Here is a 21,162-nt window from a genome sequence, read left to right as displayed (position 1 = left end):
TGTGTCATGCGAGCGAACAGAGGCGACCAACTGCTGATGCACGGAAGGACCGTGGGGCAGCACGACCGTACGGCCGAGATCGTCGAGGTCATGGGCACCAAGGGCGAGCCCCCGTACCGTGTGCGTTTCGACGACGGCCACGAGGCCGTGGTCTCCCCCGGCCCCGACTCCGTCGTGCAGGGCCGCCGGGAACCGCACGAAGAGAAGCGCTGAGCCACCGGGAGGCCCTGCGGCCCCTCGTCCTCCACGGCGCCCGCACCTGGTGCGGGCGCCGTTGGCGTATCCGCCTGTACTGCGCGCGCCGGTGCTGTGCGCGCCCCGGGCGGAGGCTACCGGCCGGTTCAGACATAGGTGACCTTTCGCCCCCGGCCGCCCTACCCCGCCGTCGCACAGGTAACGTCGGGCGGCGAGGCGGCGCGTCCCGGCGCCCTCGGTGGAGGCGGGGCGATCCTGCCGAGGACCGTGAAATTCAGCGAAAGGCACGAGGTGACGGAGTCTGTAGCCGGCGTGGAACGCGTCGGAGTGGTGGGCTGTGGCCAGATGGGTGCGGGTATCGCGGAGGTGTGCGCGCGGTCCGGCCTGGAGGTGATGGTCGCGGAGACCACCGGTGAGGCCCTGGAGCTCGGCCGCACCCGGCTGGTCAACTCGCTCGGCAAGGCAGCCGACCGCGGCAAGATCACTCAGCAGGAGTGCGACGACGCGCTGGAGCGGCTCTCCTTCACCACCGACCTGGGCGACTTCGCCGACCGGGACCTGGTCATCGAGGCCGTGATCGAGAACGAGCAGGTCAAGACGGAGATCTTCCAGGTGCTCGACCAGGTGGTGACCCGTACCGACGCCATCCTGGCCTCGAACACCTCCTCGATCCCGCTGGTGAAGCTCGCCGTCGCGACCTCGCGCCCCGACCAGGTCATCGGCATCCACTTCTTCAACCCGGCGCCGGTCCAGCAGCTGGTGGAGCTCATCCCGGCGCTGACCACCGGCGAGGAGACCGTCAAGCGTGCCGAGGCCGTGGTCGGCCAGGTGCTGGGCAAGCACACCATCCGCGCGCAGGACCGCTCCGGTTTCGTGGTCAACGCGCTGCTGATCCCGTATCTGCTTTCCGCCATCCGGATGTTCGAGTCGGGCATCGCCAGCCGCGAGGACATCGACAACGGCATGGAGCTCGGCTGCGCCCACCCCATGGGCCCCCTCAAGCTCACCGACCTCATCGGCCTCGACACCGTCGCCTCGGTCGCCGACTCGATGTACTCGGAGTTCAAGGAGCCGCTGTACGCCGCTCCCCCGCTCCTCCAGCGCATGGTCGACGCGGGCCGCCTGGGCCGCAAGGCGGGAGCCGGCTTCTACACCTACTCCTGAGCGGGGCCCCACCGCATCCGGACGCCACCGCACCGGGACCCCGCCCCCGGGCACCCCCGCCCTCAGACCGCGGGGGTGCCGGCGTGTGGCTCGTCGCCGGGCGAGTCCGGTTCGTCGCCGGGCGGGTCCGGCTTGTCGCCGGGCGGGTCCGGCTTGTCGCCCGGCTTCTTGAGCTTGTTGACCGTACGGCGGCCTGCCGCGCCGACGGAGGTCCGTACCACCGAGAGGGGCCTGGCGACCGACTCCAGCGACTTGCGCTCGGCGTCCACCCCCAGGAAGGTCTCCGCCAGCCCGCCGACGACCATGATGACGGCGCCCATCAGAAAGCCGATGTAGAGCCTGCCCCGCTCGGTTCCGTCGCCGATGAGCCAGCCGTAGAAGTAGGGCCCGGTGGCTCCGGCCGCCTGGCCGATGGCGAAGAAGAGCGCGATGGCCTTGCCCCGTACCTCCAGCGGGAAGATCTCGCCCGCCGTCAGATAGCCGGAGGAGGCCCCGGCCGAGGCGAAGAAGAAGATGACGCACCAGGCCAAGGTCTGCGTGGTGGCGGTCAGCACATCGGCCACGAACAGCGTCGCGGTCACCGCCAGCGCGCACCCGGAGAAGAGATAGGTCCCCGCGATCATCCAGCGGCGGCCCACGATGTCGAACAGCGGTCCGAGGACGATCGGGCCGAGCAAGTTGCCGGCGGCGAACGCCAGCAGATACATCGGCGCGTCCTTGTCGGAGACGCCGTAGAACTTCGTCAGCACCAGGGTGTACGTGAAGAAGATCGCGTTGTACAGGAACGACTGCGTGATCATCAGCGTCGAGGCCAGCACGGCCCGTTTGGGGTACTCCTTGAAGAGCACCCGCAGCAGCGTGACGTAGGTGGCGTGCTCCGACTCGCTGATCTCGATGGCGTCCCGCTCGTCCACCGGCGGCAGCTTCTTGCCGTGGCTGCGCACCGCCGACTCGATCCGCTCGATGGCGGCCTCGGCCTCGGCCTCCCGCCCGTTCATGATCAGCCAGCGTGGGCTCTCCGGCAGATGGCGGCGTACGAACAGCACGGAGAAGCCCAGCACCGGGCCGAGCAGGAAGCCGATCCGCCAGGCGACCGAGTCGTCGAAGGTGGAGAGGATCATCAGCTCGGCGATGGTGCCGACCATGGCCCCCGCCCAATAGGTGCCGTTGACCAGCAGGTCGACCCGGCCCCTGAAGCGCGCCGGCATCATCTCCTGGATGGCCGAGTTGATGGCCGCGTACTCGCCGCCGATGCCCGTTCCGGCGATGAAGCGGGTCAGGTACAGGTACATGTCCCAGCCCGGCCCCTGGCCGTAGGTCAGCGCGGTCAGCCCGCTGCCGAACAGATAGACGCCGAACGTGAGCAGGAAGAGCTTCCGGCGTCCGAAGCGGTCGGCCATCCGCCCGAAGAAGAGGGCACCCGTCACCTGGCCGACCAGGTAGACGGTCGCGATCAGCCCGGCCTCGCTGGAGGAGAGCCCCAGGGTCTCCGAGCGGGTGAGGACCGAGGTGACCGAGCTGGCGACCGTGATCTCCAGGCCGTCCAGGATCCACGCACAGCCCAGCGCCGCGATCATTTTCGTATGGAAGCCGGACCAGGGCATCCGGTCGATACGTGCAGGGATCAGGCTGCGGAGCGGTGAGTCCGCCGGACGGGATGATGAGTTCGCTGCTGCCACGCCGTCACCCGTAACCGCCACCGACCGTCCGTCAGAAGATCGTCCGGGCTTCTCACCCGAAAAGATGAGGGGACATCCGCCAGTGACGGATGTCCCCTCGAACGCCGTGGCGAGGCTCGCTCAGGCGCCCCGCAGCACCGCGCCTGTCCGCTCGACCGCCTCGGCGACCGCCGCGTCCCGCGCGGCGGAGGCCTCCTCGGCCTTCAGCGTGCGGTCCGGAGCACGGAAACGCAGCGCGTACGCCAGCGACTTGCGGCCCTCACCCAGCTGCTCGCCGGTGAAGACGTCGAACAGCCGCAGCGACTCCAGCAGCGCGCCCGCGCCCGCGCGCAGCGCGCTCTCCACCTCGGCCGCCGGAACCGACGCGTCCACCACGAGGGCGACGTCCTGGGTGGCCACCGGGAAGGTGGACACGTGCGGGCTCCGCACCGGTCCGGCCGCGGCGCGCTCGACCAGATCGAGGTCGAGCTCCATGGCGCAGGTGCGCTCCGGCAGCCCCAGGGCCTTCACCACGCGCGGGTGCAACTCACCCGCGTGCCCGGCCGCCACCCGCTCGCCGTCCAGCCGGACGTACAGCGCCGCGCACCGGCCCGGGTGCCAGGGCGCGAAGGCGGCGCTCTCCACGGTCAGTTCCGCGCCCGCCTCGGCTGCCACGGTGCGCGCGGCCTCGATGGCGTCGGCCCAGTCGGCGGGGCGGCCCCCGCCCCACCAGCCGGCGCGCTCCCGGGCGCCCGCCAGCACCACGGCCAGGTGGCGGGGCTGCTCGGGCAGTGCCGCGTCCAGCCCGGCCAGCTCCTCGGCGGTGGGCCGCTGGGTGACCGGCAGCCGCTCGGCGGCGGTCTCGGTGCCGGTCGGCAGGAAGACCAGCCCGGTCTCGAACAGCGCGAGGTCGTGGCTGCCGCGTCCGTCGTTGCGGCGCAGCGCGGCCAGCAGCCCGGGCAGCAGCGTGGTGCGCAGCCCCGGCTCCTCGTCCGAGAGCGGATTGACCAGCTGCACGGTGCGGCGGCGCGGGTCGTCGGCCGCCAGGCCCAGCGCGTCGAAGACGGCGTCGCCCACGAAGGGGTACGACAGCGCCTCGACGTAGCCGGCGCCCGCCAGCGCGCGGCCGACGCGGCGGTGCAGCCGCTGGCGCTCGGTCAGCCCGCGCCCCGGCAGCGGCCTGGGCAGCGTGGAGGGCAGGTTCTCGTAGCCCTCCAGCCGGATGACCTCCTCGGCCAGGTCGTTCGGGTCGGTCAGATCGGGCCGCCAGGACGGCACGGTGACCGTCAGCTGCTCGTCCTGCCCGGTGCCCCCGTACACGTCGCAGCCGACCTGCTGGAGGCGGCGCACGACCGTCTCGCGGCCGTAGGCGACGCCCGCGACCTTGTCCGGGTGGTCGGCGGCGATCCGTACCGTACGCGGGCCCGACGGCGTGGTGATCTCGGTGACGCCCGGCTCGGCGGTGCCGCCCGCGAGCAGCACCAGCAGGTCGACGGTACGCTGCGCCGCCGCCGACGCCGCCTCCGGGTCGACACCCCGTTCGAAGCGGCGCGACGCCTCGGAGGAGAGCTTGTGGCGGCGCGCGGTACGGGCGACGGAGACCGCGTCGAAGTGCGCGGCCTCGATCACCACCTCGGTGGTCCGCTGCGCTTCGCCGTCACCGTCCGCGATCTCGCTGTTGGCGCCGCCCATCACCCCGGCCAGGCCGATGGGGCCGCGGTCGTCGGTGATGACCAGGTCACCGGGGGCCAGCACCCGCTTGGTGCCGTCGAGCGTGGTCAGCTTCTCGCCGTCCTCCGCCCTGCGCACCCCGATGGCGCCCTCGATCCGAGCCCTGTCGTAGGCGTGCAGCGGCTGGCCCAGCTCCAGCATCACGTAGTTGGTGATGTCGACGGGCAGCGAGACCGGGCGCATCCCGGCCTTCTGCAGCCTGCGCTGGAGCCAGATCGGGGACTGCGCCTCGGGCCGCAGCCCGGTGACGGTGCGCGCGGTGAAGCGGTCGCAGCCCAGCGGGTCGGCGACCTTGACCGGGTAGCCGTGCGCGTTGGGCGCGGGCACGTCCAGCAGCGCCGGGTCGCGCAGCGGCACCCCGTAGGCGGTGGCCGTCTCGCGGGCGATGCCCCGCAGCGACAGGCAGTAGCCGCGGTCCGGTGTCACCGCGATGTCGAGGACCTCGTCGACGAGCTCCAGCAGCTCGATCGCGTCGGTGCCGACCTCGTGCTCGGGCGGCAGCACCAGGATGCCTCCGTGGTCCTCGCCCATGCCCAGCTCGCGCTCGGAGCAGATCATGCCCTCCGAGACGTGCCCGTAGGTCTTACGGGCGCTGATCTTGAACCCGCCGGGCAGCTCGGCCCCCGGCAGCACGACGACGACCTTGTCGCCGACGGCGAAGTTGGTGGCACCGCAGATGAGGTTCTGCGGGTCGTCGGGGCCTCGGCCGACATCCACCTGGCAGTAGCGGATCGGCTTCTTGAACTCCGTCAACTCCTCGATGGCCAGCACCTGGCCGACCACCAGCGGGCCCTTGAGCCCGGCACCGGTCTGCTCGACCGTCTCGACCTCGAGACCGGCGGCGATCAGCCTGGCGGCCACATCCCGGCCGGTCTCGGAGGCCGGCAGGTCCACGTACTCCCGGAGCCACGACAGCGGCGCCCGCATCAGATCTCCATCCCGAACGGCTGGGTGAAGCGCACATCACCCTCGACCATGTCTCGCATGTCCTCGACGTTGTGGCGGAACATCAGCATCCGCTCGATGCCGAACCCGAAGGCGAATCCGCTGTACTTCTCCGGGTCGACGCCGCAGGCGGTCAGCACCCGGGGGTTGACCATGCCGCAGCCGCCCAACTCGATCCAGCCCTCGCTGCTGCACGTACGGCAGGGGTTGTCCGGGTCGCCGACGGACTTGCCCCGGCACACGAAGCAGACCATGTCCATCTCGGCGGACGGCTCGGTGAAGGGGAAGTAGGACGGGCGCAGCCGGGTGCCCAGGCCCTCGCCGAAGAGCGCCGAGACCATGTGGTCGAGGGTGCCCTTCAGATCGGCCATGGTCAGCCCCTCGTCGATGGCCAGCAGCTCGACCTGGCCGAAGACGGGGGTGTGCGTGGCGTCCAGCTCGTCGGTGCGGTAGACCCGGCCGGGGCAGATGACGTAGACGGGCAGCTCGCGGCCGAGCAGCGAGCGGATCTGCACCGGCGAGGTGTGGGTGCGCAGCACCACGCCGGAGTTCTCCCCGCCGTCCGTGCCGCGCACGAAGAAGGTGTCCTGCATGGTGCGGGCCGGATGGTCGGGACCCAGGTTGAGGGCGTCGAAGTTGAACCACTCGGCCTCCACCTCGGGGCCCTCGGCGACCTCGTAGCCCATCGCCACGAAGACGTCCTCGATGCGCTCCGAGAGCGTGGTCAGCGGGTGCCGGGCGCCTGCCGGGCGGCGGTCGTAGGGCAGCGTGACATCCACGGCCTCCTCGACCAGCACCCGCTCGTCGCGCTCGCGCTCCAGCTCCTCCTGGCGGGCCTTGAGGGCCTTGTTGACGGCCCCCCTGGCCTGTCCGACGCGCTTGCCCGCCTCCGCCTTGGCGTGCGGGGGCAGCGCGCCGATCTCACGGTTGGCCAGCGCCAGCGGGGAGCGGTCACCCGCGTGTGCTGCCTTGACCTCGCGCAGCGCCTCCAGATCCCCGGCGGCGGCGACGGCGGCGAGCGCCTCGTCCCTGGCCCGGTCGATCGCTTCCGGTTTCAGTGCCTCGACCTCGACAGGGTCGTACGACTTGTTGGGTGCCGACATCTCTTCCCGTGTTTCCGATAGTCCCCCAGCTGTCGCTGGGAGGTGCCCCCAGGCTGCGCCCTGCCCATGACTGCTGACATGACTGCCGACTGCGTGCCGAAGCCCGAGTCTAAAGGGGGCCGCCTGGTGGCGGATGAGCGGAGGCCAGGGGCCCGGCCTCCGATGCTGGCTGCGGGGTCGGCCCGTGGGCGCCGTGCGACCGGACAGGTCAGGCCATGAAGGCCGGGGCGCCCACGGGCAGGATAAATCGGAATCTGGCGCCGCCTTCCGGCGCCCGGTCGACGGTGATGACCCCGCCGTGCGCCTCGACGATTCCCTTGACGATGTAGAGACCCAGGCCGGTGCCGCCGCGCCGGCTGCCACGCCAGAAGCGGGTGAACACGCGGCTCATGGACTCCTCCGGAATGCCTGGGCCCTCGTCGCTGACCGTCACGGCCGTCGCCGTACCGCCCGGCTCGCGCGGGGAAGAGGTGGGTTCGACCTCGATGGTGACAGTTCCCTCACCGTGCCGCACCGCGTTTTCCAGCAGGTTGGCCAGCACCTGGTCGACCTTGTCCGGATCGGCCCACAGATCGGGCAGCTCGTCGGCGATCCGGATCTTGAACCGGGAGGAGGGACGGCCGGCGGCGACGTGCGCCTCCACGTGCCGCCGCACTGCGGCCGCCATGTCCAGCCGCTGACGCCGCACCTCCAGCCGTCCGGAGTCGATACGGGAGATGTCCAGCAGCTCGGCGATGAGCCGGGTGACGCGGTTGGCGTCGGCGTTGACGGTCTCCAGCATCAGCCGCTTCTGGTCGTCGGTGAACCGCTCCCACTTGGCCAGCAGCGTCGCCGTGAACCCTTTGACCGAGGTCAGCGGCGAGCGCAGCTCGTGCGCGACGGTGGCGATCAGCTCGGCGTGACTGCGTTCGGTACGCCGTCTGGCCTCGGTGCCGCGCAGGGTGACCACGACCCGCTCCACCGGCCCCAGCGGGCGTTCCCGCACGTAGCGCGCCGCGACCAGCACCTCGTGGCCGCCGGGCAGCAGCAGGTTCCGCTCGGGCTGCCCGGTGCGGATGGCAGGGCCGCCGTAGGGGTCGGTCAGCTGCCACCAGCGGCGCCCGTCCAGGTCCTCCAGCGGGAGCGCGGCGTGCAGGGGGGTGCCCAGCGCCTCCTCGCGCGTCCGCCCGGTGATCCGGACCGCCGCGGCGTTGAAGCAGACGACGTGCCCGGTGCCGTCGGCGATCACGAGCCCGTCGGGCAGGTCGTCGGGCCGCACATCCATCCCGTTCCGCCCCTCCTCCTGCGCCCTCGCTGCACGGCACCCTACTAGCTCTCAGTGACCGCGTGGCACCCTCAGCGGGACCGCTGGGCGCGGGCGGAGGCGTAGAGGCAGACGGCTGCCGCCGTCGCCAGGTTGAGGCTCTCGGCGCGGCCGTGCAGGGGCACCCGCACCACCGAGTCGGCCAGCGCACGGGTCTCCTCCGGCAGCCCCCAGGCCTCGTTGCCGAACACCCATGCGGTGGGCCCGGCCATCGCGCCGGAGTCCAGTTCCTCGTCCAGGTCCCGCTCCCCCGCGCCGTCGGCGGCCAGCACCCGCACCCCGGCCCCGGCCAGCCCGCGGGCGGCCTCCTCGACGGGCACGTCGACCACGACCGGCAGGTGGAAGAGCGATCCGGCCGAGGCGCGCACCGCCTTGGGGTTGTAGATGTCCACCGAGGCGTCGGTCAGCACCACGGCGTCGGCTCCGGCGGCATCGGCGCAGCGCAGCACGGTCCCGGCGTTGCCGGGGTCGCGTACGTGCGCGAGGACGGCGACCAGCCGCGGCCGCGCCGCGAGGACCTCCGTCAGCGGCCGGTCCAGGAAACGGCACAGCCCCACGATGCCCTGCGGGGTCACGGTGTCGGACATCTCCGCGACGACCTCGTCGGACGCGGTGAGCACCGGGACGCGCGCCGAGCGGGCCGCGTCGAGCAGCTCCGCGTGCCGTTCCGCGGCCTCCGGTGTCACATACACCTCGACCAGATGCTCCAGCGCCTCCCGCACCGCCTGCGGCCCCTCGGCGAGGAACCGTCGCTCCTTGCCGCGGAAACTCCGCTTGCCGAGCTTGCGCGCGGCGGTGACACGGGGAGAGCGCAGGGAGGTCAGCTCGGGGGGCATGGGAGGGCCTTCGCTCGCTTTCGCAAAGAGGGATTCGCAAAAAAATTTCTCGCCGCCGCGGCGAGGAACCACGACGGCGAGAGTTGGGGTACCGCCCGGCCGGAGGCTGGGGGGATACCGACGGCGTCAGTCCCCACGTCCGGTCAACGGCGAAGCCGAAGCGCTCAGGCGGCCTTCGGCGCGTTGACGTCGCTCGGCAGTGCCTTCTGCGCGACCTCGACCAGCGCGGTGAAGGCGGCGGCGTCGTTGACCGCGAGGTCGGCCAGCATCTTGCGGTCGACCTCGATGGAGGCGGCCTTCAGACCCTGGATGAAGCGGTTGTAGGTGATGCCGTTGGCGCGGGCAGCGGCGTTGATCCGCTGGATCCACAGCTGACGGAAGTCGCCCTTGCGCTTCTTGCGGTCGTTGTAGTTGTAGACGTAGGAGTGGGTGACCTGCTCCTTCGCCTTGCGGTACAGGCGGGAACGCTGGCCGCGGTAGCCGCTGGCCTGCTCCAGGATCGCCCGGCGCTTCTTCTGAGCGTTTACTGCCCGCTTGACGCGTGCCACGTGATTACTCCTTGTTGGCGGGGCCGGGAGGGGACCTCACTCCGGCCCAGGTCGATGGGGTCCCGGTCGTGCGGGGACTTACTTGCCGAGAAGCTTCTTGATCTTCTTGGCGTCGGCCGGGGCCGCTTCGGTCTTGCCGGCAAGGCGGCGCGTCAGCGTGGACGGCTTGTGCTCGAGAAGGTGGCGGCGGCCGGCGCGCTGGCGCATCACCTTGCCGGAGCCGGTGACCTTGAAGCGCTTGCGGGCACCACTGTGCGTCTTGTTCTTCGGCATGTCGCCGTTTCACTCCTCGTCAGTGACGCTCCCGCGCTCGTGTGGGCAGGCGGAAGCGCCAGTTGTTCGTTATGGGTTCCAGGGCGGGTGCCCCGGGAGGGCTCACGCCTCGGCAGGCTCCTCGGCGGACTCCTCAGCGGGAGCTGACCCCTGCTGGCGCTCCGCCTTGCGGGCGGCCTGCGCCTCACGGGCCTCGGCCATCGCCTCGGTCTTCTTCTTGTGCGGACCGAGAACCATGATCATGTTGCGGCCGTCCTGCTTCGGGTTGGACTCCACGAAGCCCAGGTCCGACACGTCGTCCGCGAGCCGCTGGAGCAGCCGGAAGCCCAGCTCGGGGCGGGACTGCTCACGACCGCGGAACATGATCGTGATCTTGACCTTGTCACCCTGCTTGAGGAACCGGACGACGTGACCCTTCTTGGTGTCGTAGTCGTGCGGATCGATCTTCGGCCGGAGCTTCATCTCCTTGATGACCGTGTGCGCCTGGTTCTTGCGCGCTTCACGGGCCTTCATGGCCGACTCGTACTTGAACTTGCCGTAGTCCATGAGCTTGCACACCGGCGGACGGGCGTTCGCCGCGACCTCGACCAGATCGAGGTCGTACTCCTGGGCGAGCTCCAGGGCCTTGGCAAGCGGCACGATGCCGACCTGCTCGCCGCTGGGACCGACGAGTCGCACCTCGGGGACGCGAATGCGGTCGTTGATGCGGGGCTCGGCGCTGATGGGGCCTCCTCGGGTACACCGCGCGAGCGTCTGGCGGACGGCCGCGCATGAGTTACGTAATCAGTGGGTGACCACCGCTCGCGAGCGCAAAAAACGCCCCGGACGGGTCACAGGCGGGGCTCCTCACAGACCGGGAGCACCGCCGCGGAACTCCGCGGGGCGCAGCCTGACCGTTGACCCGCGGCCCGCAGGGCCACCAGGTGGGAGATCGGAGCCTCCACTTGCGGGCTGGAGCCCGGCCCCCGTCGTTGCTGACAAGGGACAGTCCTCAGCCGGTCGATATCCCAGCATAGCAGCAGAGCCTGCGGAGCGCCGCGCGCGGCACCGGTGGGGGCGTCCGGCGCGGCCCCCGCGGGGCCACCGGCCGCTACGGCGGCGGGCGGGACGGCCCGTACGACAATACGGGAGCGGCGGGGCTTAGGCTGACCCGCATGAGCGACGCCGCAGCCGCCGGGCAGCCCTCCGGTGAGAACCCCGACTTCGACAGCCTGACCCGCGACATCGCGGATGTTCCCGCGGTCGAGGTGATCACCACCGTCGCGGTGCACCTGATGAGCTCCGCCGCGGTCAATCTGGGCCTGGCCGAGGAGGGCGAGCAGCACAAGGACCTGGACGAGGCGCGCAAGCTGATCCACGCCCTGGCCGGGCTGATCACCGCGAGCGCCACCGAGATCGGCTCCTACCACGCGGCACCGCTGCGCGACGGCCTCAAGTCGCTCCAGCTCGCCTTCCGTGAGGCCTCCACCGTGCCCGACGAGCCGGGCCAGGGGCCCGGCGAGAAGTTCACCGGGCCCGTGCACGGCTGAGCCTCCGGGGCGCACCGGTCTCAGCTGACCCTCATCTCGCGCCGGGGCCGCCGGTTCGGTTGCGGGTGCGTGATCATGTGCACATATGCCGCGACGGCCGCGCCGACCAGCGGCGCCACGATGAACATCCACAGCTGGGTCAGCGCCGCTCCACCGGCGAAGACGGCCGGGCCCAGGCTCCGCGCCGGGTTCACCGAGGTGCCGGTCAGCGGGATGCCGACCAGGTGGACGGTGGCCAGCGCGATCCCGATGGGCAGCCCGTCGAAGCCGACGACCGCCACCTTGTGGGTCACCGCGAGCACCGTGTAGACGAACAGGAACGTCAGGATCAGCTCGGCGACGAAGGCCCCGCCGGTGTTGATGTGCACCGCGGAGCGGTCGCCGAAGCCGTTGCTGCCGAAGCTGCCGCTCGTCTCCAGCCCCGGAACCTGCTTGGCGACCAGGAAGAGCAGCGCGGCTCCCGCGATGCCGCCCACCAGCTGTGCGACCCAGTACTTGACGGCCAACTCGATGTCCAGCCGTCCGGCCAGGAACATCCCCAGCGTCACCGCCGGGTTCACATGGGAGCCGGAGATCGGGCCGATGGCGTACGCGAGCGCGAGCATGACGAAGCCGAAGGTGAGCGCGATGCCCAGCGAGCCGACGTACTCGGCCGCCAGCACGGCCGCACCGACCCCGAAGAACACCAGCAGCAGGGTGCCCAGGAACTCCGCGGCGATCGGTTGTGGCTTGTCTTCCAGGTCTCTGAGCTGTTCCGGGCTCGCCTGGAGCGACTTGACCTGCATGTCGACCTCCCGTGGGGGTCGTAGGAGGCAGCCGGGACTCGGAACTGTCCCGGCGCTCTCCTGAGTGTCCGACGCGTCCGCCGGGCTCGCACGTCGGCGAGGTCAGTCCTGCTCCGAGCGGTAGAAGGCCGCCTTCGGCAGCGGGCTGCCCGGCGGCAGCAGCGCCAGGTCGAGCCCGCCGACCAGCCGGGAGCGCAGCGTCTCGTCGGTGGCCAGCGCCCCGGCGACCCGTTGCGCGACGGCCGAGACCTCTGCGCCCGGTTCGAGGGCGAGTGCGAGGGTGCCGTCCGCGGCTCCCTCGCCGTCGGGCGCCCCTGGCATCAGGTGGGCGCCGGTCACCGCGGGCTCGGCCGCGAGCACGGCCCGCAGCGCGTCGGCGACGGCCGGGTCTGCCGACGCCGGGGTGCGCACCCGGCCCTCGGCGAGCGCGTGCAGAGCGGGCCCGGTCACCTCGAAGGTGACCGGCCCGGCCACGTCGAGGAGCAGGGTGTCCGCCTGCTCGTGCGCCACGGCCTGCAGCGCCTGGTGCAGCGGTACGGCCACCGGGCGCGCGTCGGGACGCCAGCGGGCCAGCGCCCCGGTCGAGGTGAAGGCGGGCAGCGCCCTGCGGCCACCGGGTGCGTTGAGGGTGGGGACCGCCATCTCGCTGGTCTTGTCCCGGCGCAGCCCGTCCTCGCCGGTCTCGGCCTCGGTGAGGACGGCGACGACCGGCACCAGCAGCCGGGCGCCGCGCAGCGCCGCCAGGACGCGGTTCTCGGCCCCGGGCGCCCGGCGGTCGCCCTGCCAGGCGGCGAGCGCGTCCGTGAGCTCGGCGTCGGCGGTGCCGTCGTCACTGGAGAAGGCCGACTGAGGAATGTTCTTGAGCGCCACGCCCCGAGCGTATCGGGTGCCCCGCGGCAGACACCCCGTCAGGGGCGCGGGGAACTGCGCGAGCAACCACAATCAGCCCGCAGCCCGCAGACAACGGGCAGGGGCACCCCCTCCACGGCACAAGACCGACCGAGAACGGTCTAACGTCGTCGCGGTGAACAAGCGAAGCGCAACCGCGTCGGCACGCCTGGCCATCGCCGCGCAGCCCTTGAACGGGGGCGGCCTCGAACCAGTGGCCCGGGCCGAGCGCCGGCGATTCGTCGCGGCGAGCGTGATGAAGGTGCACATCCTCGCGGCCCTGCTCCTACGGGTGCGCGGCACGCGGGAGGTCACCCCTCAGGAGAGAACGTGGGCCGCCGCGATGATCGAGCGGAGCGACAACGAGGCGGCGAACGCGCTGTGGCGGGCCGCAGGGGGCGCCGAAGGCGTGGCCGCCGCCGGCCGTCTGCTGGGACTGGCCGATACCCGCCCGGCCGAGGACGGACGGTGGGGCCTGACCACCACCACGGCCGCCGACCAGTTGGCGCTGCTGCGCGCCGTGCACGGGCGCGGGCCCCGGGCGCAGGTCCTCACGCCGCGGGAACGGCTGTGGGTGCGCGAGCTGATGCGCGGCGTCGTCCCCTCGCAGCGCTGGGGCGTGACGGCGGCCGGGGACAGCGCGGGCACGGCCCCGGGCGCCGCGGCCGACGAGGTGAAGAACGGCTGGCTGCCGCGTACGGCGACCGGGCTGTGGGTGATCAACAGCGTGGGGCGGGTGACCGTGGCGGGCCGCCCCTGGCTGCTCGCCGTCCTCTCGGACGGGCATCCCACGGCCGAGGAGGGCATCGCCGCGGTCGAAGAGGCGGCCCGCGCGGCCGTCGGCGCACCCACGGACACCCTCGCGGCTCCCCTCACGGCCACACTCGCGGCCCCTTTCACAGACGGCCGGGCGGCGGCCCCTGACCCCCCGGGCCGGAGCCCGGCCAGCCGACGCGGGCCGACGGCCGACGCGGAATCCGCGGGGTGAATCCGCGGTGGACGGCGAGGGCGGTGCCGATCAGCACGGCGCCCAGCACGGCCGCCAGGATCGCGAACCAGCCCGGCCCGCCGCCGTCGCCCGGCCGCGCCGAGCCGAAGAACTTCTTGCCGTACGTACCGACGGCCGGGCGCTGTTCGCGGGGCTCGACGTGTGAGCCCATCTCGATGGCGGCGGCCGGGTCCACGATGCCGGTGCCGACCGCGTCGCTGCGCCCGCCCTCCGGGGTGTGCCCGGCGGTGTCCGAGATCAGCTTCTTGATCTGCGCGGGACTCAGGTCGGGGTGTGCGGCGCGGACGAGCGCCACCGCGCCCGAGGTGAAGGCCGCCGCCGCGCTGGTGCCCCAGCCCTGGTAGTAGGTGCGGTCCGGGTCGGCGATCAGGATGTCCTTGCCGGGCGCCGCCACGGTCGCGTACCAGCGGCGGGTGGAGAAGGCGGCCCGCGCGCCCTTGCGGTCGACGGCGGCCACCGCGATCACACCCGGGTAGGCGGCGGGATAGGAGACGTGGTCGCCGTTCTCGCCGCCGTTCCCGGCCGACGCGACGACCACGGCGCCCTTGCGCAGCGCGTAGCGCACGGCGGCGTCCTCGCGGGCGTCGGGGTGCGCGGAGTCGCTGTCGTCGCCGAGGGAGAGGTTGATGACGTCGGCGCCGTGGTCGGCGGCCCAGCGGATACCGTCGGCCAGGGCGGACTTGCGCTGGGCGCGGGCCTTGGCGCGGTCCGGATCCTTCTCCTCCAGCAGTACCCGCACCGGGAGGATGCGCGCCTCGGGCGCGATGCCGAGCACCCCGTCCTTGCCGCCCTCGCCATGGCCGTGACCGGCGATGATCCCGGCCATCGCGGTACCGTGCCGGGCCCAGTAGCGGTCACCCTTCTCGGCGCCCATGCGGATCATGTCCTTGCCGCCGCGGACGTTCCTGCGCAGGTCGGGATGGCTGCCGTCGACCCCGGTGTCCAGCACCGCGACGGTGATGCCCCGGCCCTTGGTCGTCTTCCACGCCTCCTTGGCGTGCAGCGCTCTGAGGGCCCACTCCTGCCGCTGCAGGCCCTCGCCCTCGGCGTGTGCCGTGCCCGCGGTGACGGGCAGCAGGGCGAGCAGGGCGCACAGCATGGTGACCAGGGCGCGACCGGCCGCCGCGGGGCGCGGAGGGCGCTGCGAGCGCGGCGCACGCTTCATCGGGCCTTCCCTTCCGCCTCGTCGTCCTTGCCTTTGCCGTCCGAGCGGTTGCCGTCCCGGCCCTTGCCGTCGCCGTCCGCCTCGGACTCCCGCTCGCCGGGCTCCCGCCGGGTGGTGGCCTCGCGCAGGCCGCGCTCGATGCGGTCGGCGATGCCCTGGGCGTCGTGACCGAGCCCTGCCTGCGCCGCAGCCGACGTCTCGCCCTTGCGGGTGGCGTCGTTGGCCGGCTGGGGGTCGGTGACGACGCGGCCGTCGGCGAAGCCGGAGACGGAGTAGACGACCACGGGCGCGTCCCGCAGCACGCGTACGGTCCAGCTCGCCCGCTGCGCGTCACCGAACTCGGCGGCGACCGTGCCGCGCGCCGCGTACGGACGGGGCATCAGATCCGTGCGCTCCGCGAGGTTCTGGGCCGCGAACCGCTCCCGCAGGTCCCGCATGGCTGCCGGGTCGGCCTTGGTGAACATCAGGCCGACCGTGGTGACGCTGGTGGAGGTCTCGTCGGTGTAGGTGGCCCGCACCAGCCTGCCGCAGCCCACCGGGGCCAGCGCCTTGGCCAGCAACGGGTCGAAGGCGCGCGCGCAGCCGCTGTCGGGTGCCACAGCGACGCGCGTCCAGCGCCGGTCCGCGCCGCCGGGCCCTGCGCCCTTGCCCTTGAGGGTGCGGGGGAACAGCTCGTCGACGGGCAGCTGGTGCCAGGCGGCACGTGCGCCGTCGAAGCCCGCCGCCACGGCGGGCCGTTCGGCGGCGTCCCCGGAGAGCAGCACGCCCGTGCCCGCACCGCCCAGCAGACCGACACCGAGCACGAGGCAGACGGCGACGACGACCGAACGGATGGTCAGCTGCGCGTGCCCGCCGCCGGAATCCGCGGCCGACGCCGGTCCGAAGAGAGTGACGGCGGGCCGCGGAGGCGGCGGGACGGACGCGGACGGAACGGTGGAGGCGGACGGCGCAGTGGGGGCGGACGGCACAGCGGACGTGGACGGCACAGCAGACGTGGACGGCACGGGCGGCGCCGCAGGCGCAGGCGGTTGGACGGGGCCGGACGACGGGTCCGGCGCGGCAGGTGCGCCCAGCCGTCGTTCGGCCGCGCCCGTGCGGGCCCGGCCCTCCGGGTGGCCGTTGTCGAGCGGACCGGCGGCGCTGTCACCGGTCCCGGTGCGGTCCCCGTTGGAGAGGCTGTCCTGGGCCTGGGCCGGGGCGGCGGACGCGGGTCTGTCGGCGCGGCCCCGCCCTCGCGGGGCGGGTCTGCGGGGGGTTGTGAGGGGTTCGCCGGTGGGGGGCGCGGGCTGCGGCGGCGGGGTGGGGACGGGGGGACGGAGGGTGTGCGCGGGGTCGCGGGGGGCGGGTACCGAGACCTGCTCGGAGCGCTCCGCGACGTCCCCCTCTTCCCTCTCCTGTGCCCTCTCCCTGAAATATGACATCTGTGGGCTGGACTCGTCTTCCGTGGGCGGCTCCGCCTCCGGCTCGCGCCCCTTCTCCCGGCCGGTACGGGCCGTACCGTCACCGGCCGGTTCCGCGGCCGACGGCGGGGAGGGGGGACGTGGGGGGACACCAGGACGCGGAGGGACAGCGGGGCGGGGCGGGACGGCGGGCCTGGGTGGGGTGGCCGGGGGCTCGGGGACTGCGGCGCGGTCGGCGTCGGTGCCCATGTGCGCCCCCCTTCGCGCCCTACCGCCACGCACGAACGCCGGGCTGAGCGGGCATGTTCGTCGTGGCCACAGTGAACTGTTCGCCGTGCGCCGTCCCGTCACGGCGTGCGGCGTCACTCTACGGTGCGCACCGGGAGGGACGGCAACCCGGCCGAAACAGCGGTGACCCCCTTGTCAGGTGCGCGAACGCGCTCGTCAGATGCGCGAACGCGCCGTGCGGGGCACGGTGCCGCGGTTCCGGGGCTGTGCGGCGGCGGACGCCCGTGGCAAGCTGCGAGGGTGTTCGATACGACTGCCGATCCTGTCGCCGACCGCGCCCGGTACGACCGGGCGACGGCCCAGCTGGACGCGCCGCTCGCGCTGGTCGACCTGGCCGCGTTCGACGCCAACGCGGAGGACCTCCTGCGCCGTGCCGGGGGCAAGCAGCTGCGGGTGGCCAGCAAATCGGTGCGCTGTCGCGCGCTGTTGGAGCGGGTGCTGGCGAAGGACGGCTTCAGCGGGGTGATGAGCTACACCCTCGCCGAGTCGCTGTGGCTGGCCCGGTCGGGCATCAGCGATGTGCTACTGGCCTACCCCTCGGCCGACCGCGCCGGGTACGCGGAGCTGGCCTCGGACCCGAAGCTGGCCGCGGCCGTGACCGTGATGGTGGACGACCCGGCGCAGCTCGCACTGATCGACGCGGCTCGGGACGGCGGCCGCGAGGAGATCCGGGTCTGTCTCGAACTCGACACCTCGCTGCGGCTGCTGGGCGGCCGGGTCCGCATCGGTGCCCGCCGCTCCCCGCTGCACTCCCCCGCCGACCTGGCCGAAATGGCCCGTACCATCCAGCGGCGCCCCGGTGTCCAGCTGGTGGGTGTGATGGGGTACGAGGGCCATGTGGCGGGAGTGGGGGACGCCGTTCCCGGCGCTGCCCTGCGCTCGCGCGCCGTACGGCTGATGCAGGCGGCGGCCCGGCGCGAGCTGGCCGGGCGCCGCGACGCGGCGGTGCGTGCCGTCCGCGCGGTGGCGCCGGACCTCGAGTTCGTCAACGGCGGCGGTACGGGCAGCGTCCAGCACACGGCGGCAGAGGAGACGGTGACGGAGGTGGCGGCCGGCTCCGGCCTGTATATGCCGCATCTGTTCGACAACTTCACCTCGTTCACCGGCCGCCCCGCCGCGCTGTTCGCCATGCCGGTGGTGCGCAGGCCCGGGGTGGGGGTCGTCACGGTGCTGGGCGGCGGCTACCCCGCTTCCGGCGCCGCGGGCCCCGACCGGCTGCCCCGGCCCTATCTGCCCGGCGGGCTGCGTTACGACCCGCAGGAAGGGCCCGGCGAGGTGCAGACCCCGCTGCTGGGCCAGGCCGCCGACGATCTGCTCATCGGCGACAAGGTGTGGTTCCGGCACGCCAAGGCGGGCGAGCTGTGCGAACGGTTCGACGCGCTGCACCTGGTGGAGGGCGACCGGGTGACGGGTTCGGTGCCCACCTATCGGGGCGAGGGCATGACGTTCCTGTGACGACGGACGCGGGACCACCGCGTCCGCGTCCGTCGGACGGCCCGGCGTCCCCGTCCCTCTGGAGGTCTGGCGTGGGCCGTCCTCGTCAGACGGTCTTCCTCGGGCCCTCGTCCTGGCCGGTGCCGGTCGCGACCACGCCCTTGCGCAGGTCGTCCAGGACGGACACCGGCGAGGCGTCCTCGGCGTCCGCCATGTCCACGCTGCTCCACAGCACGAGCGTGCTCGCCGAGCTCTCCGGCGAGCGGAAGACGACGGCCTCCACGTAGGCGTCCGGCTTGAGCTTGTTCTTCACCCGCCATCGGACGCGGTAGCCCTTCTCACCGGCGACGGTCACGGCACCGGACTCGACGACCTTGTGCGACGTGATACCGCCGTACGACTTCTTCGGGTACGACGCCTTGGCGTTCTTCGCCACCTGGGCCTCGGTCAGCTCCCGCAGCTCGTCGTCGTCGCTCCAGGACCCCCTGGTCTCCTTGATGAAGCCGCCGCCGCGGACACACTTCTTCCCGGCGGAGTCCGCGGGACACCGGTAGGCGCTCTTGCTGAGCGCTGCTGCGTTGTGGTCGTTGGCCCGCTGCCAGCCGTCCGGGACGGTGAGGCCGATACCGAGCAGCGGGTCGCGGGCCACTCGGGGAATCGGGGACGGCGAGTCCGAGGGCGGGTTCGAAGGCGAGTCCTCGTCCTCGGGCGGAGCGGACTCGCCCTTGCCCTTGGACCGGTCCGGCTCGGAGGACGAGGAGCGGGCCGCCTCCGGCTTCTCCTCGTCCGAGCCGCCGCCCAGCAGCAGCACCCCGCCGAGCGCGAGTGCGGCCGTCAGCACGACCGCGCCCAGGATGCCGGCGATGAGCGGTCCGCGCCCGGCAGCCGCGCCGTTGCGGCCCGGCTGCCCGGCGGTGCCGGCGCCCGTGCCCGTGCCCGACCGCGTGTGGCTGGTCCAGGCGCTGCCGTCCCACCAGCGCTCCTGCGGCGGGTGTTGGGGCGTCTGTCCGGGATCGGGGTACCAGCCGGGCGGGGTCGTCATACTCACGGTCGCAGCCTATGGCACACCTGTACGACTTTGCGGGGCGGCCCTGACATGGGACTCCGTCGGGCCCCTATGCCTTTTCGCCGTACGCGGTGTCCTTCTGGTCGGGGACGATCGAACCGTCGCTCCTGCGAACCGGGCCCAGTGAGCCGTCAGGGTTGGTGAAGCCCTCGGTGGCGCACGGGTACGGCCCCTTCTTGCGGGGCAGCGGCTCGATGAACATCGGATTCACCGCCCAGCGCCCGTCCGCGTCGTCGTAGCCCCGGCACATGATCTCCGGCTTGTTGCGGTTGAGCACGAGGTGGGTGCCCGTCGCGTCCCCCACAAAGGTCACATCGGTGTCCGCGTCACCGCCGCCGATCGCGATGCGGTGCCGCCAGTCCTGCTTCTGCCAGGCACGGGCGCCCTTGATGCCGAAGATCTCCTGGTTGACGACGCAGCGCTTGCCCTCGATGTAAGGGATCATCTCCCCCTTGCTGGGCGGCATGCCGCCGCAGCCCTCGGTGTAGGTGGTGATTCTGCCGTGCTTGACGACGCTGCGGATCGCGAGGGTGTGTTCGCGGTCGATGCCGACGCCGGCCGCCCACTCCTCGGCCACCGGCTCCGAGCCCGCCGAGACGATGTAGACGTCGAACCCGGCCTTCTCGAGCGTGCGGAGCAGGTCCTGCTGCTGCGCGTAGTAGCGGCTGTAGGCGGGCACGGTGTGCGTGCCGACCTTCTGCTCGCTGCCGATGGGGGCCGCCAGCGCTTCGTCGCGCGCGGCGCGTGCGTAGGCGCGGAGCTCTTCTACTGTGTGGCCCGCGAACAATTGGGGGACCCAGGCGTACTCCGGAACGGTGCGGCGGTGGTTCCACTTTCCGGCGAACGCCGGGTCGCCGCTCATCGTCTCGGCTTCGCCGCGCACCTGGAGGATCTCGTCGGCACATGCGGCGTTGCTGGAGGTGGGGAGGGGGTGCCCGACAGGTACGTCGGTGCCGCACGCCTCGGTGAGGGCCCGGTCGGCGGCGGGCGTGAGCCACTTGCTGGTGGCCGCCCAGTCCTCGGGGCGGAGGATCTTGTCGTGCTTGAGGGCCCAGGCGATGGTGGCGTCGGTCGCGTCGTTCTTGACGATGGTGTTGTCCCAGTCGAACGCGGCCACGGGGCGGTGCCCTCGTTTGCCGCCCCGCCAATGGGACGAGCACTTGCCGCGCTCGTCGATGGTGCGTTGGAGTTTGGCGCGGTTCGCCCCGTACCACGTCAGCTTCGCTGAGAGCCGCGGACAATGGTGCCTGTCTCTTGAGGCCTCCGCTTGGGCGTCGGCCGCTTGGGCGTTGGCCGGGATGAGGGTTGCGGCGAGGGCCGCGGCCGTGGTGAGGGCGGTCAGGACGGATCTGCTGCGCATGTGGCGCCCCTCCTGGTGATCGAGTTGACTCTGTGTACGCTACACGGATTGAGGCCCCCGCCCCTGGAGCTCCACCCCGTGGTGGCCCGCCCCGTTTGTGTCCCGGCTCGCCGCCGAGTGGTCGTGTCGGGGGGCGAACCCCTCACGGGGTGGCCCCCCGCTTGTGGACGCACGCCCCGTTTGTTGCTTCGGCTCGCCGCCGAGTGGTCGTGTCGGGGGGCTCCGCCCCCCAACAGCCCCCCGCCAGGTGGGCTTCGCCCCCCTAGAACCCCCCTGCCGCATGGGACCACCCCATTGCCTTTCAAGCATCCCCTCAGTGGTGCGGGTCCTTGGACCGGCCGGTGACGACCCTGCGGGAGTCACCGACCGGACCAAGGGCCTCAGGCCTGAGCCGGGATGAGTGAACGTCTACCGGATTGTGCTGTTGCGGAAGGGGGCTCCTAGGGGGGGCGAAGCCCCCGTAGCGGGGGGTGGTTGGGTGG

The 21,162-nt window shown here is 72.5% G+C and carries 19 protein-coding genes; 5 read left to right on the top strand and 14 right to left on the bottom strand.

Going from position 1 to position 21,162, the window contains the following annotated elements:
- Positions 1 to 6 precede the first annotated feature (6 nt).
- Both HC362_RS28010 and HC362_RS28005 read left to right on the top strand, forming a co-directional pair.
- The gene (locus HC362_RS28010; protein ID WP_243086941.1) at positions 7 to 213 is read left to right on the top strand and encodes a DUF1918 domain-containing protein; all 207 of its coding nucleotides are present in this window, start codon (positions 7 to 9) and stop codon (positions 211 to 213) included.
- Between the two features lie 273 nt (positions 214 to 486).
- Positions 487 to 1,359 carry a 3-hydroxybutyryl-CoA dehydrogenase gene (locus HC362_RS28005; RefSeq protein WP_279240145.1) on the top strand — a complete coding sequence of 291 codons (873 nt, stop codon included), beginning with the start codon at positions 487 to 489 and terminating at the stop codon, positions 1,357 to 1,359.
- 62 nt (positions 1,360 to 1,421) lie between these two features.
- On the opposite strand, the gene HC362_RS28000 is transcribed toward HC362_RS28005, so the two are convergent.
- The 8 genes from HC362_RS28000 to infC all read right to left on the bottom strand — a co-directional run bounded on the left by HC362_RS28000 (position 1,422) and on the right by infC (position 10,479).
- Entirely contained in the window at positions 1,422 to 3,038 is a 1,617-nt protein-coding gene (locus tag HC362_RS28000; RefSeq protein ID WP_243086939.1) for an MFS transporter, read from the bottom strand.
- A 120-nt stretch (positions 3,039 to 3,158) separates the two neighbouring features.
- Positions 3,159 to 5,675: a phenylalanine--tRNA ligase subunit beta gene (pheT, locus tag HC362_RS27995; RefSeq protein ID WP_243086938.1), complete on the bottom strand. Its 2,517-nt coding sequence runs from the start codon at positions 5,673 to 5,675 to the stop codon at positions 3,159 to 3,161.
- Positions 5,675 to 6,796, bottom strand: coding sequence for a phenylalanine--tRNA ligase subunit alpha (gene pheS, locus HC362_RS27990; protein WP_243086936.1), 1,122 nt, complete (start codon positions 6,794 to 6,796; stop codon positions 5,675 to 5,677). Before pheS ends, pheT begins: the two co-directional genes overlap by 1 nt.
- A gap of 208 nt (positions 6,797 to 7,004) precedes the next feature.
- Positions 7,005 to 8,060: an ATP-binding protein gene (locus HC362_RS27985; protein WP_243086935.1), complete on the bottom strand. Its 1,056-nt coding sequence runs from the start codon at positions 8,058 to 8,060 to the stop codon at positions 7,005 to 7,007.
- 71 nt (positions 8,061 to 8,131) lie between these two features.
- Positions 8,132 to 8,935, bottom strand: coding sequence for an RNA methyltransferase (locus tag HC362_RS27980; protein ID WP_243086933.1), 804 nt, complete (start codon positions 8,933 to 8,935; stop codon positions 8,132 to 8,134).
- Between the two features lie 164 nt (positions 8,936 to 9,099).
- The gene (gene rplT, locus HC362_RS27975) at positions 9,100 to 9,483 is read right to left on the bottom strand and encodes a 50S ribosomal protein L20 (RefSeq protein ID WP_114020547.1); all 384 of its coding nucleotides are present in this window, start codon (positions 9,481 to 9,483) and stop codon (positions 9,100 to 9,102) included.
- Positions 9,484 to 9,561: 78 nt separating this feature from the next.
- Positions 9,562 to 9,756 carry a 50S ribosomal protein L35 gene (gene rpmI, locus HC362_RS27970; RefSeq protein WP_019360090.1) on the bottom strand — a complete coding sequence of 65 codons (195 nt, stop codon included), beginning with the start codon at positions 9,754 to 9,756 and terminating at the stop codon, positions 9,562 to 9,564.
- Positions 9,757 to 9,858: 102 nt separating this feature from the next.
- Positions 9,859 to 10,479: a translation initiation factor IF-3 gene (gene infC, locus HC362_RS27965; RefSeq protein ID WP_209211742.1), complete on the bottom strand. Its 621-nt coding sequence runs from the start codon at positions 10,477 to 10,479 to the stop codon at positions 9,859 to 9,861.
- Between the two features lie 431 nt (positions 10,480 to 10,910).
- Between infC and HC362_RS27960 the strand changes: the two genes are divergently transcribed.
- Positions 10,911 to 11,285 carry a DUF1844 domain-containing protein gene (locus tag HC362_RS27960; protein WP_209264526.1) on the top strand — a complete coding sequence of 125 codons (375 nt, stop codon included), beginning with the start codon at positions 10,911 to 10,913 and terminating at the stop codon, positions 11,283 to 11,285.
- A 20-nt stretch (positions 11,286 to 11,305) separates the two neighbouring features.
- Here the strand turns inward: HC362_RS27960 and HC362_RS27955 are convergent, their stop codons facing one another.
- The gene (locus HC362_RS27955) at positions 11,306 to 12,070 is read right to left on the bottom strand and encodes an MIP family channel protein (protein WP_243086931.1); all 765 of its coding nucleotides are present in this window, start codon (positions 12,068 to 12,070) and stop codon (positions 11,306 to 11,308) included.
- A 102-nt stretch (positions 12,071 to 12,172) separates the two neighbouring features.
- Positions 12,173 to 12,940 (bottom strand): SseB family protein, encoded by a 768-nt coding sequence (locus HC362_RS27950; RefSeq protein ID WP_243086930.1) that lies wholly within the window; start codon positions 12,938 to 12,940, stop codon positions 12,173 to 12,175.
- Positions 12,941 to 13,094: 154 nt separating this feature from the next.
- Here HC362_RS27950 and HC362_RS27945 point away from each other — a divergent pair, with 154 nt between their 5' ends.
- Positions 13,095 to 13,946, top strand: a complete 852-nt coding sequence (locus HC362_RS27945) for a serine hydrolase (RefSeq protein ID WP_243086928.1) — start codon at positions 13,095 to 13,097, stop codon at positions 13,944 to 13,946.
- On the opposite strand, the gene mycP is transcribed toward HC362_RS27945, so the two are convergent.
- Both mycP and HC362_RS27935 read right to left on the bottom strand, forming a co-directional pair.
- Positions 13,855 to 15,066, bottom strand: a complete 1,212-nt coding sequence (gene mycP / locus HC362_RS27940; RefSeq protein ID WP_243088852.1) for a type VII secretion-associated serine protease mycosin — start codon at positions 15,064 to 15,066, stop codon at positions 13,855 to 13,857. The genes HC362_RS27945 and mycP overlap by 92 nt on opposite strands.
- Positions 15,067 to 15,128: 62 nt before the next feature.
- A complete protein-coding gene (locus tag HC362_RS27935; RefSeq protein WP_243086927.1) occupies positions 15,129 to 16,553 on the bottom strand; it encodes a hypothetical protein in 1,425 nt (474 codons plus the stop codon).
- A gap of 507 nt (positions 16,554 to 17,060) precedes the next feature.
- Here HC362_RS27935 and HC362_RS27930 point away from each other — a divergent pair.
- Positions 17,061 to 18,275, top strand: a complete 1,215-nt coding sequence (locus HC362_RS27930; RefSeq protein WP_243086926.1) for an amino acid deaminase/aldolase — start codon at positions 17,061 to 17,063, stop codon at positions 18,273 to 18,275.
- A gap of 85 nt (positions 18,276 to 18,360) precedes the next feature.
- On the opposite strand, the gene HC362_RS27925 is transcribed toward HC362_RS27930, so the two are convergent.
- Positions 18,361 to 19,296 (bottom strand): DUF2510 domain-containing protein, encoded by a 936-nt coding sequence (locus HC362_RS27925; protein WP_243088851.1) that lies wholly within the window; start codon positions 19,294 to 19,296, stop codon positions 18,361 to 18,363.
- Between the two features lie 73 nt (positions 19,297 to 19,369).
- Positions 19,370 to 20,680 (bottom strand): haloacid dehalogenase-like hydrolase, encoded by a 1,311-nt coding sequence (locus HC362_RS27920; RefSeq protein WP_243086925.1) that lies wholly within the window; start codon positions 20,678 to 20,680, stop codon positions 19,370 to 19,372.
- Positions 20,681 to 21,162 lie beyond the last annotated feature (482 nt).

The sequence above is a fragment of the Streptomyces sp. 891-h genome, assembly GCF_022760275.1.
Classification (GTDB): Bacteria; Actinomycetota; Actinomycetes; order Streptomycetales; family Streptomycetaceae; genus Streptomyces; species Streptomyces spirodelae.
The sequence above is the reverse complement of the archived record's forward strand: the minus strand, read 5'-3'. Positions and strand labels throughout refer to the sequence as shown.

What these genes read in the sequence shown, in the direction of transcription:
- HC362_RS28010 (WP_243086941.1), top strand. Translation starts at nt 7, where the DNA reads ATGCGAGCGAACAGAGGCGACCAACTGCTGATGCACGGAAGGACCGTG.
- pheT (WP_243086938.1), bottom strand. Translation starts at nt 5,675, where the DNA reads ATGCGGGCGCCGCTGTCGTGGCTCCGGGAGTACGTGGACCTGCCGGCC.
- pheS (WP_243086936.1), bottom strand. Translation starts at nt 6,796, where the DNA reads ATGTCGGCACCCAACAAGTCGTACGACCCTGTCGAGGTCGAGGCACTG.
- HC362_RS27985 (WP_243086935.1), bottom strand. Translation starts at nt 8,060, where the DNA reads ATGGATGTGCGGCCCGACGACCTGCCCGACGGGCTCGTGATCGCCGAC.
- HC362_RS27980 (WP_243086933.1), bottom strand. Translation starts at nt 8,935, where the DNA reads ATGCCCCCCGAGCTGACCTCCCTGCGCTCTCCCCGTGTCACCGCCGCG.
- rpmI (WP_019360090.1), bottom strand. Translation starts at nt 9,756, where the DNA reads ATGCCGAAGAACAAGACGCACAGTGGTGCCCGCAAGCGCTTCAAGGTC.
- HC362_RS27960 (WP_209264526.1), top strand. Translation starts at nt 10,911, where the DNA reads ATGAGCGACGCCGCAGCCGCCGGGCAGCCCTCCGGTGAGAACCCCGAC.
- HC362_RS27955 (WP_243086931.1), bottom strand. Translation starts at nt 12,070, where the DNA reads ATGCAGGTCAAGTCGCTCCAGGCGAGCCCGGAACAGCTCAGAGACCTG.
- mycP (WP_243088852.1), bottom strand. Translation starts at nt 15,066, where the DNA reads ATGCTGTGCGCCCTGCTCGCCCTGCTGCCCGTCACCGCGGGCACGGCA.
- HC362_RS27935 (WP_243086927.1), bottom strand. Translation starts at nt 16,553, where the DNA reads ATGTCATATTTCAGGGAGAGGGCACAGGAGAGGGAAGAGGGGGACGTC.
- HC362_RS27925 (WP_243088851.1), bottom strand. Translation starts at nt 19,296, where the DNA reads ATGACGACCCCGCCCGGCTGGTACCCCGATCCCGGACAGACGCCCCAA.
- HC362_RS27920 (WP_243086925.1), bottom strand. Translation starts at nt 20,680, where the DNA reads ATGCGCAGCAGATCCGTCCTGACCGCCCTCACCACGGCCGCGGCCCTC.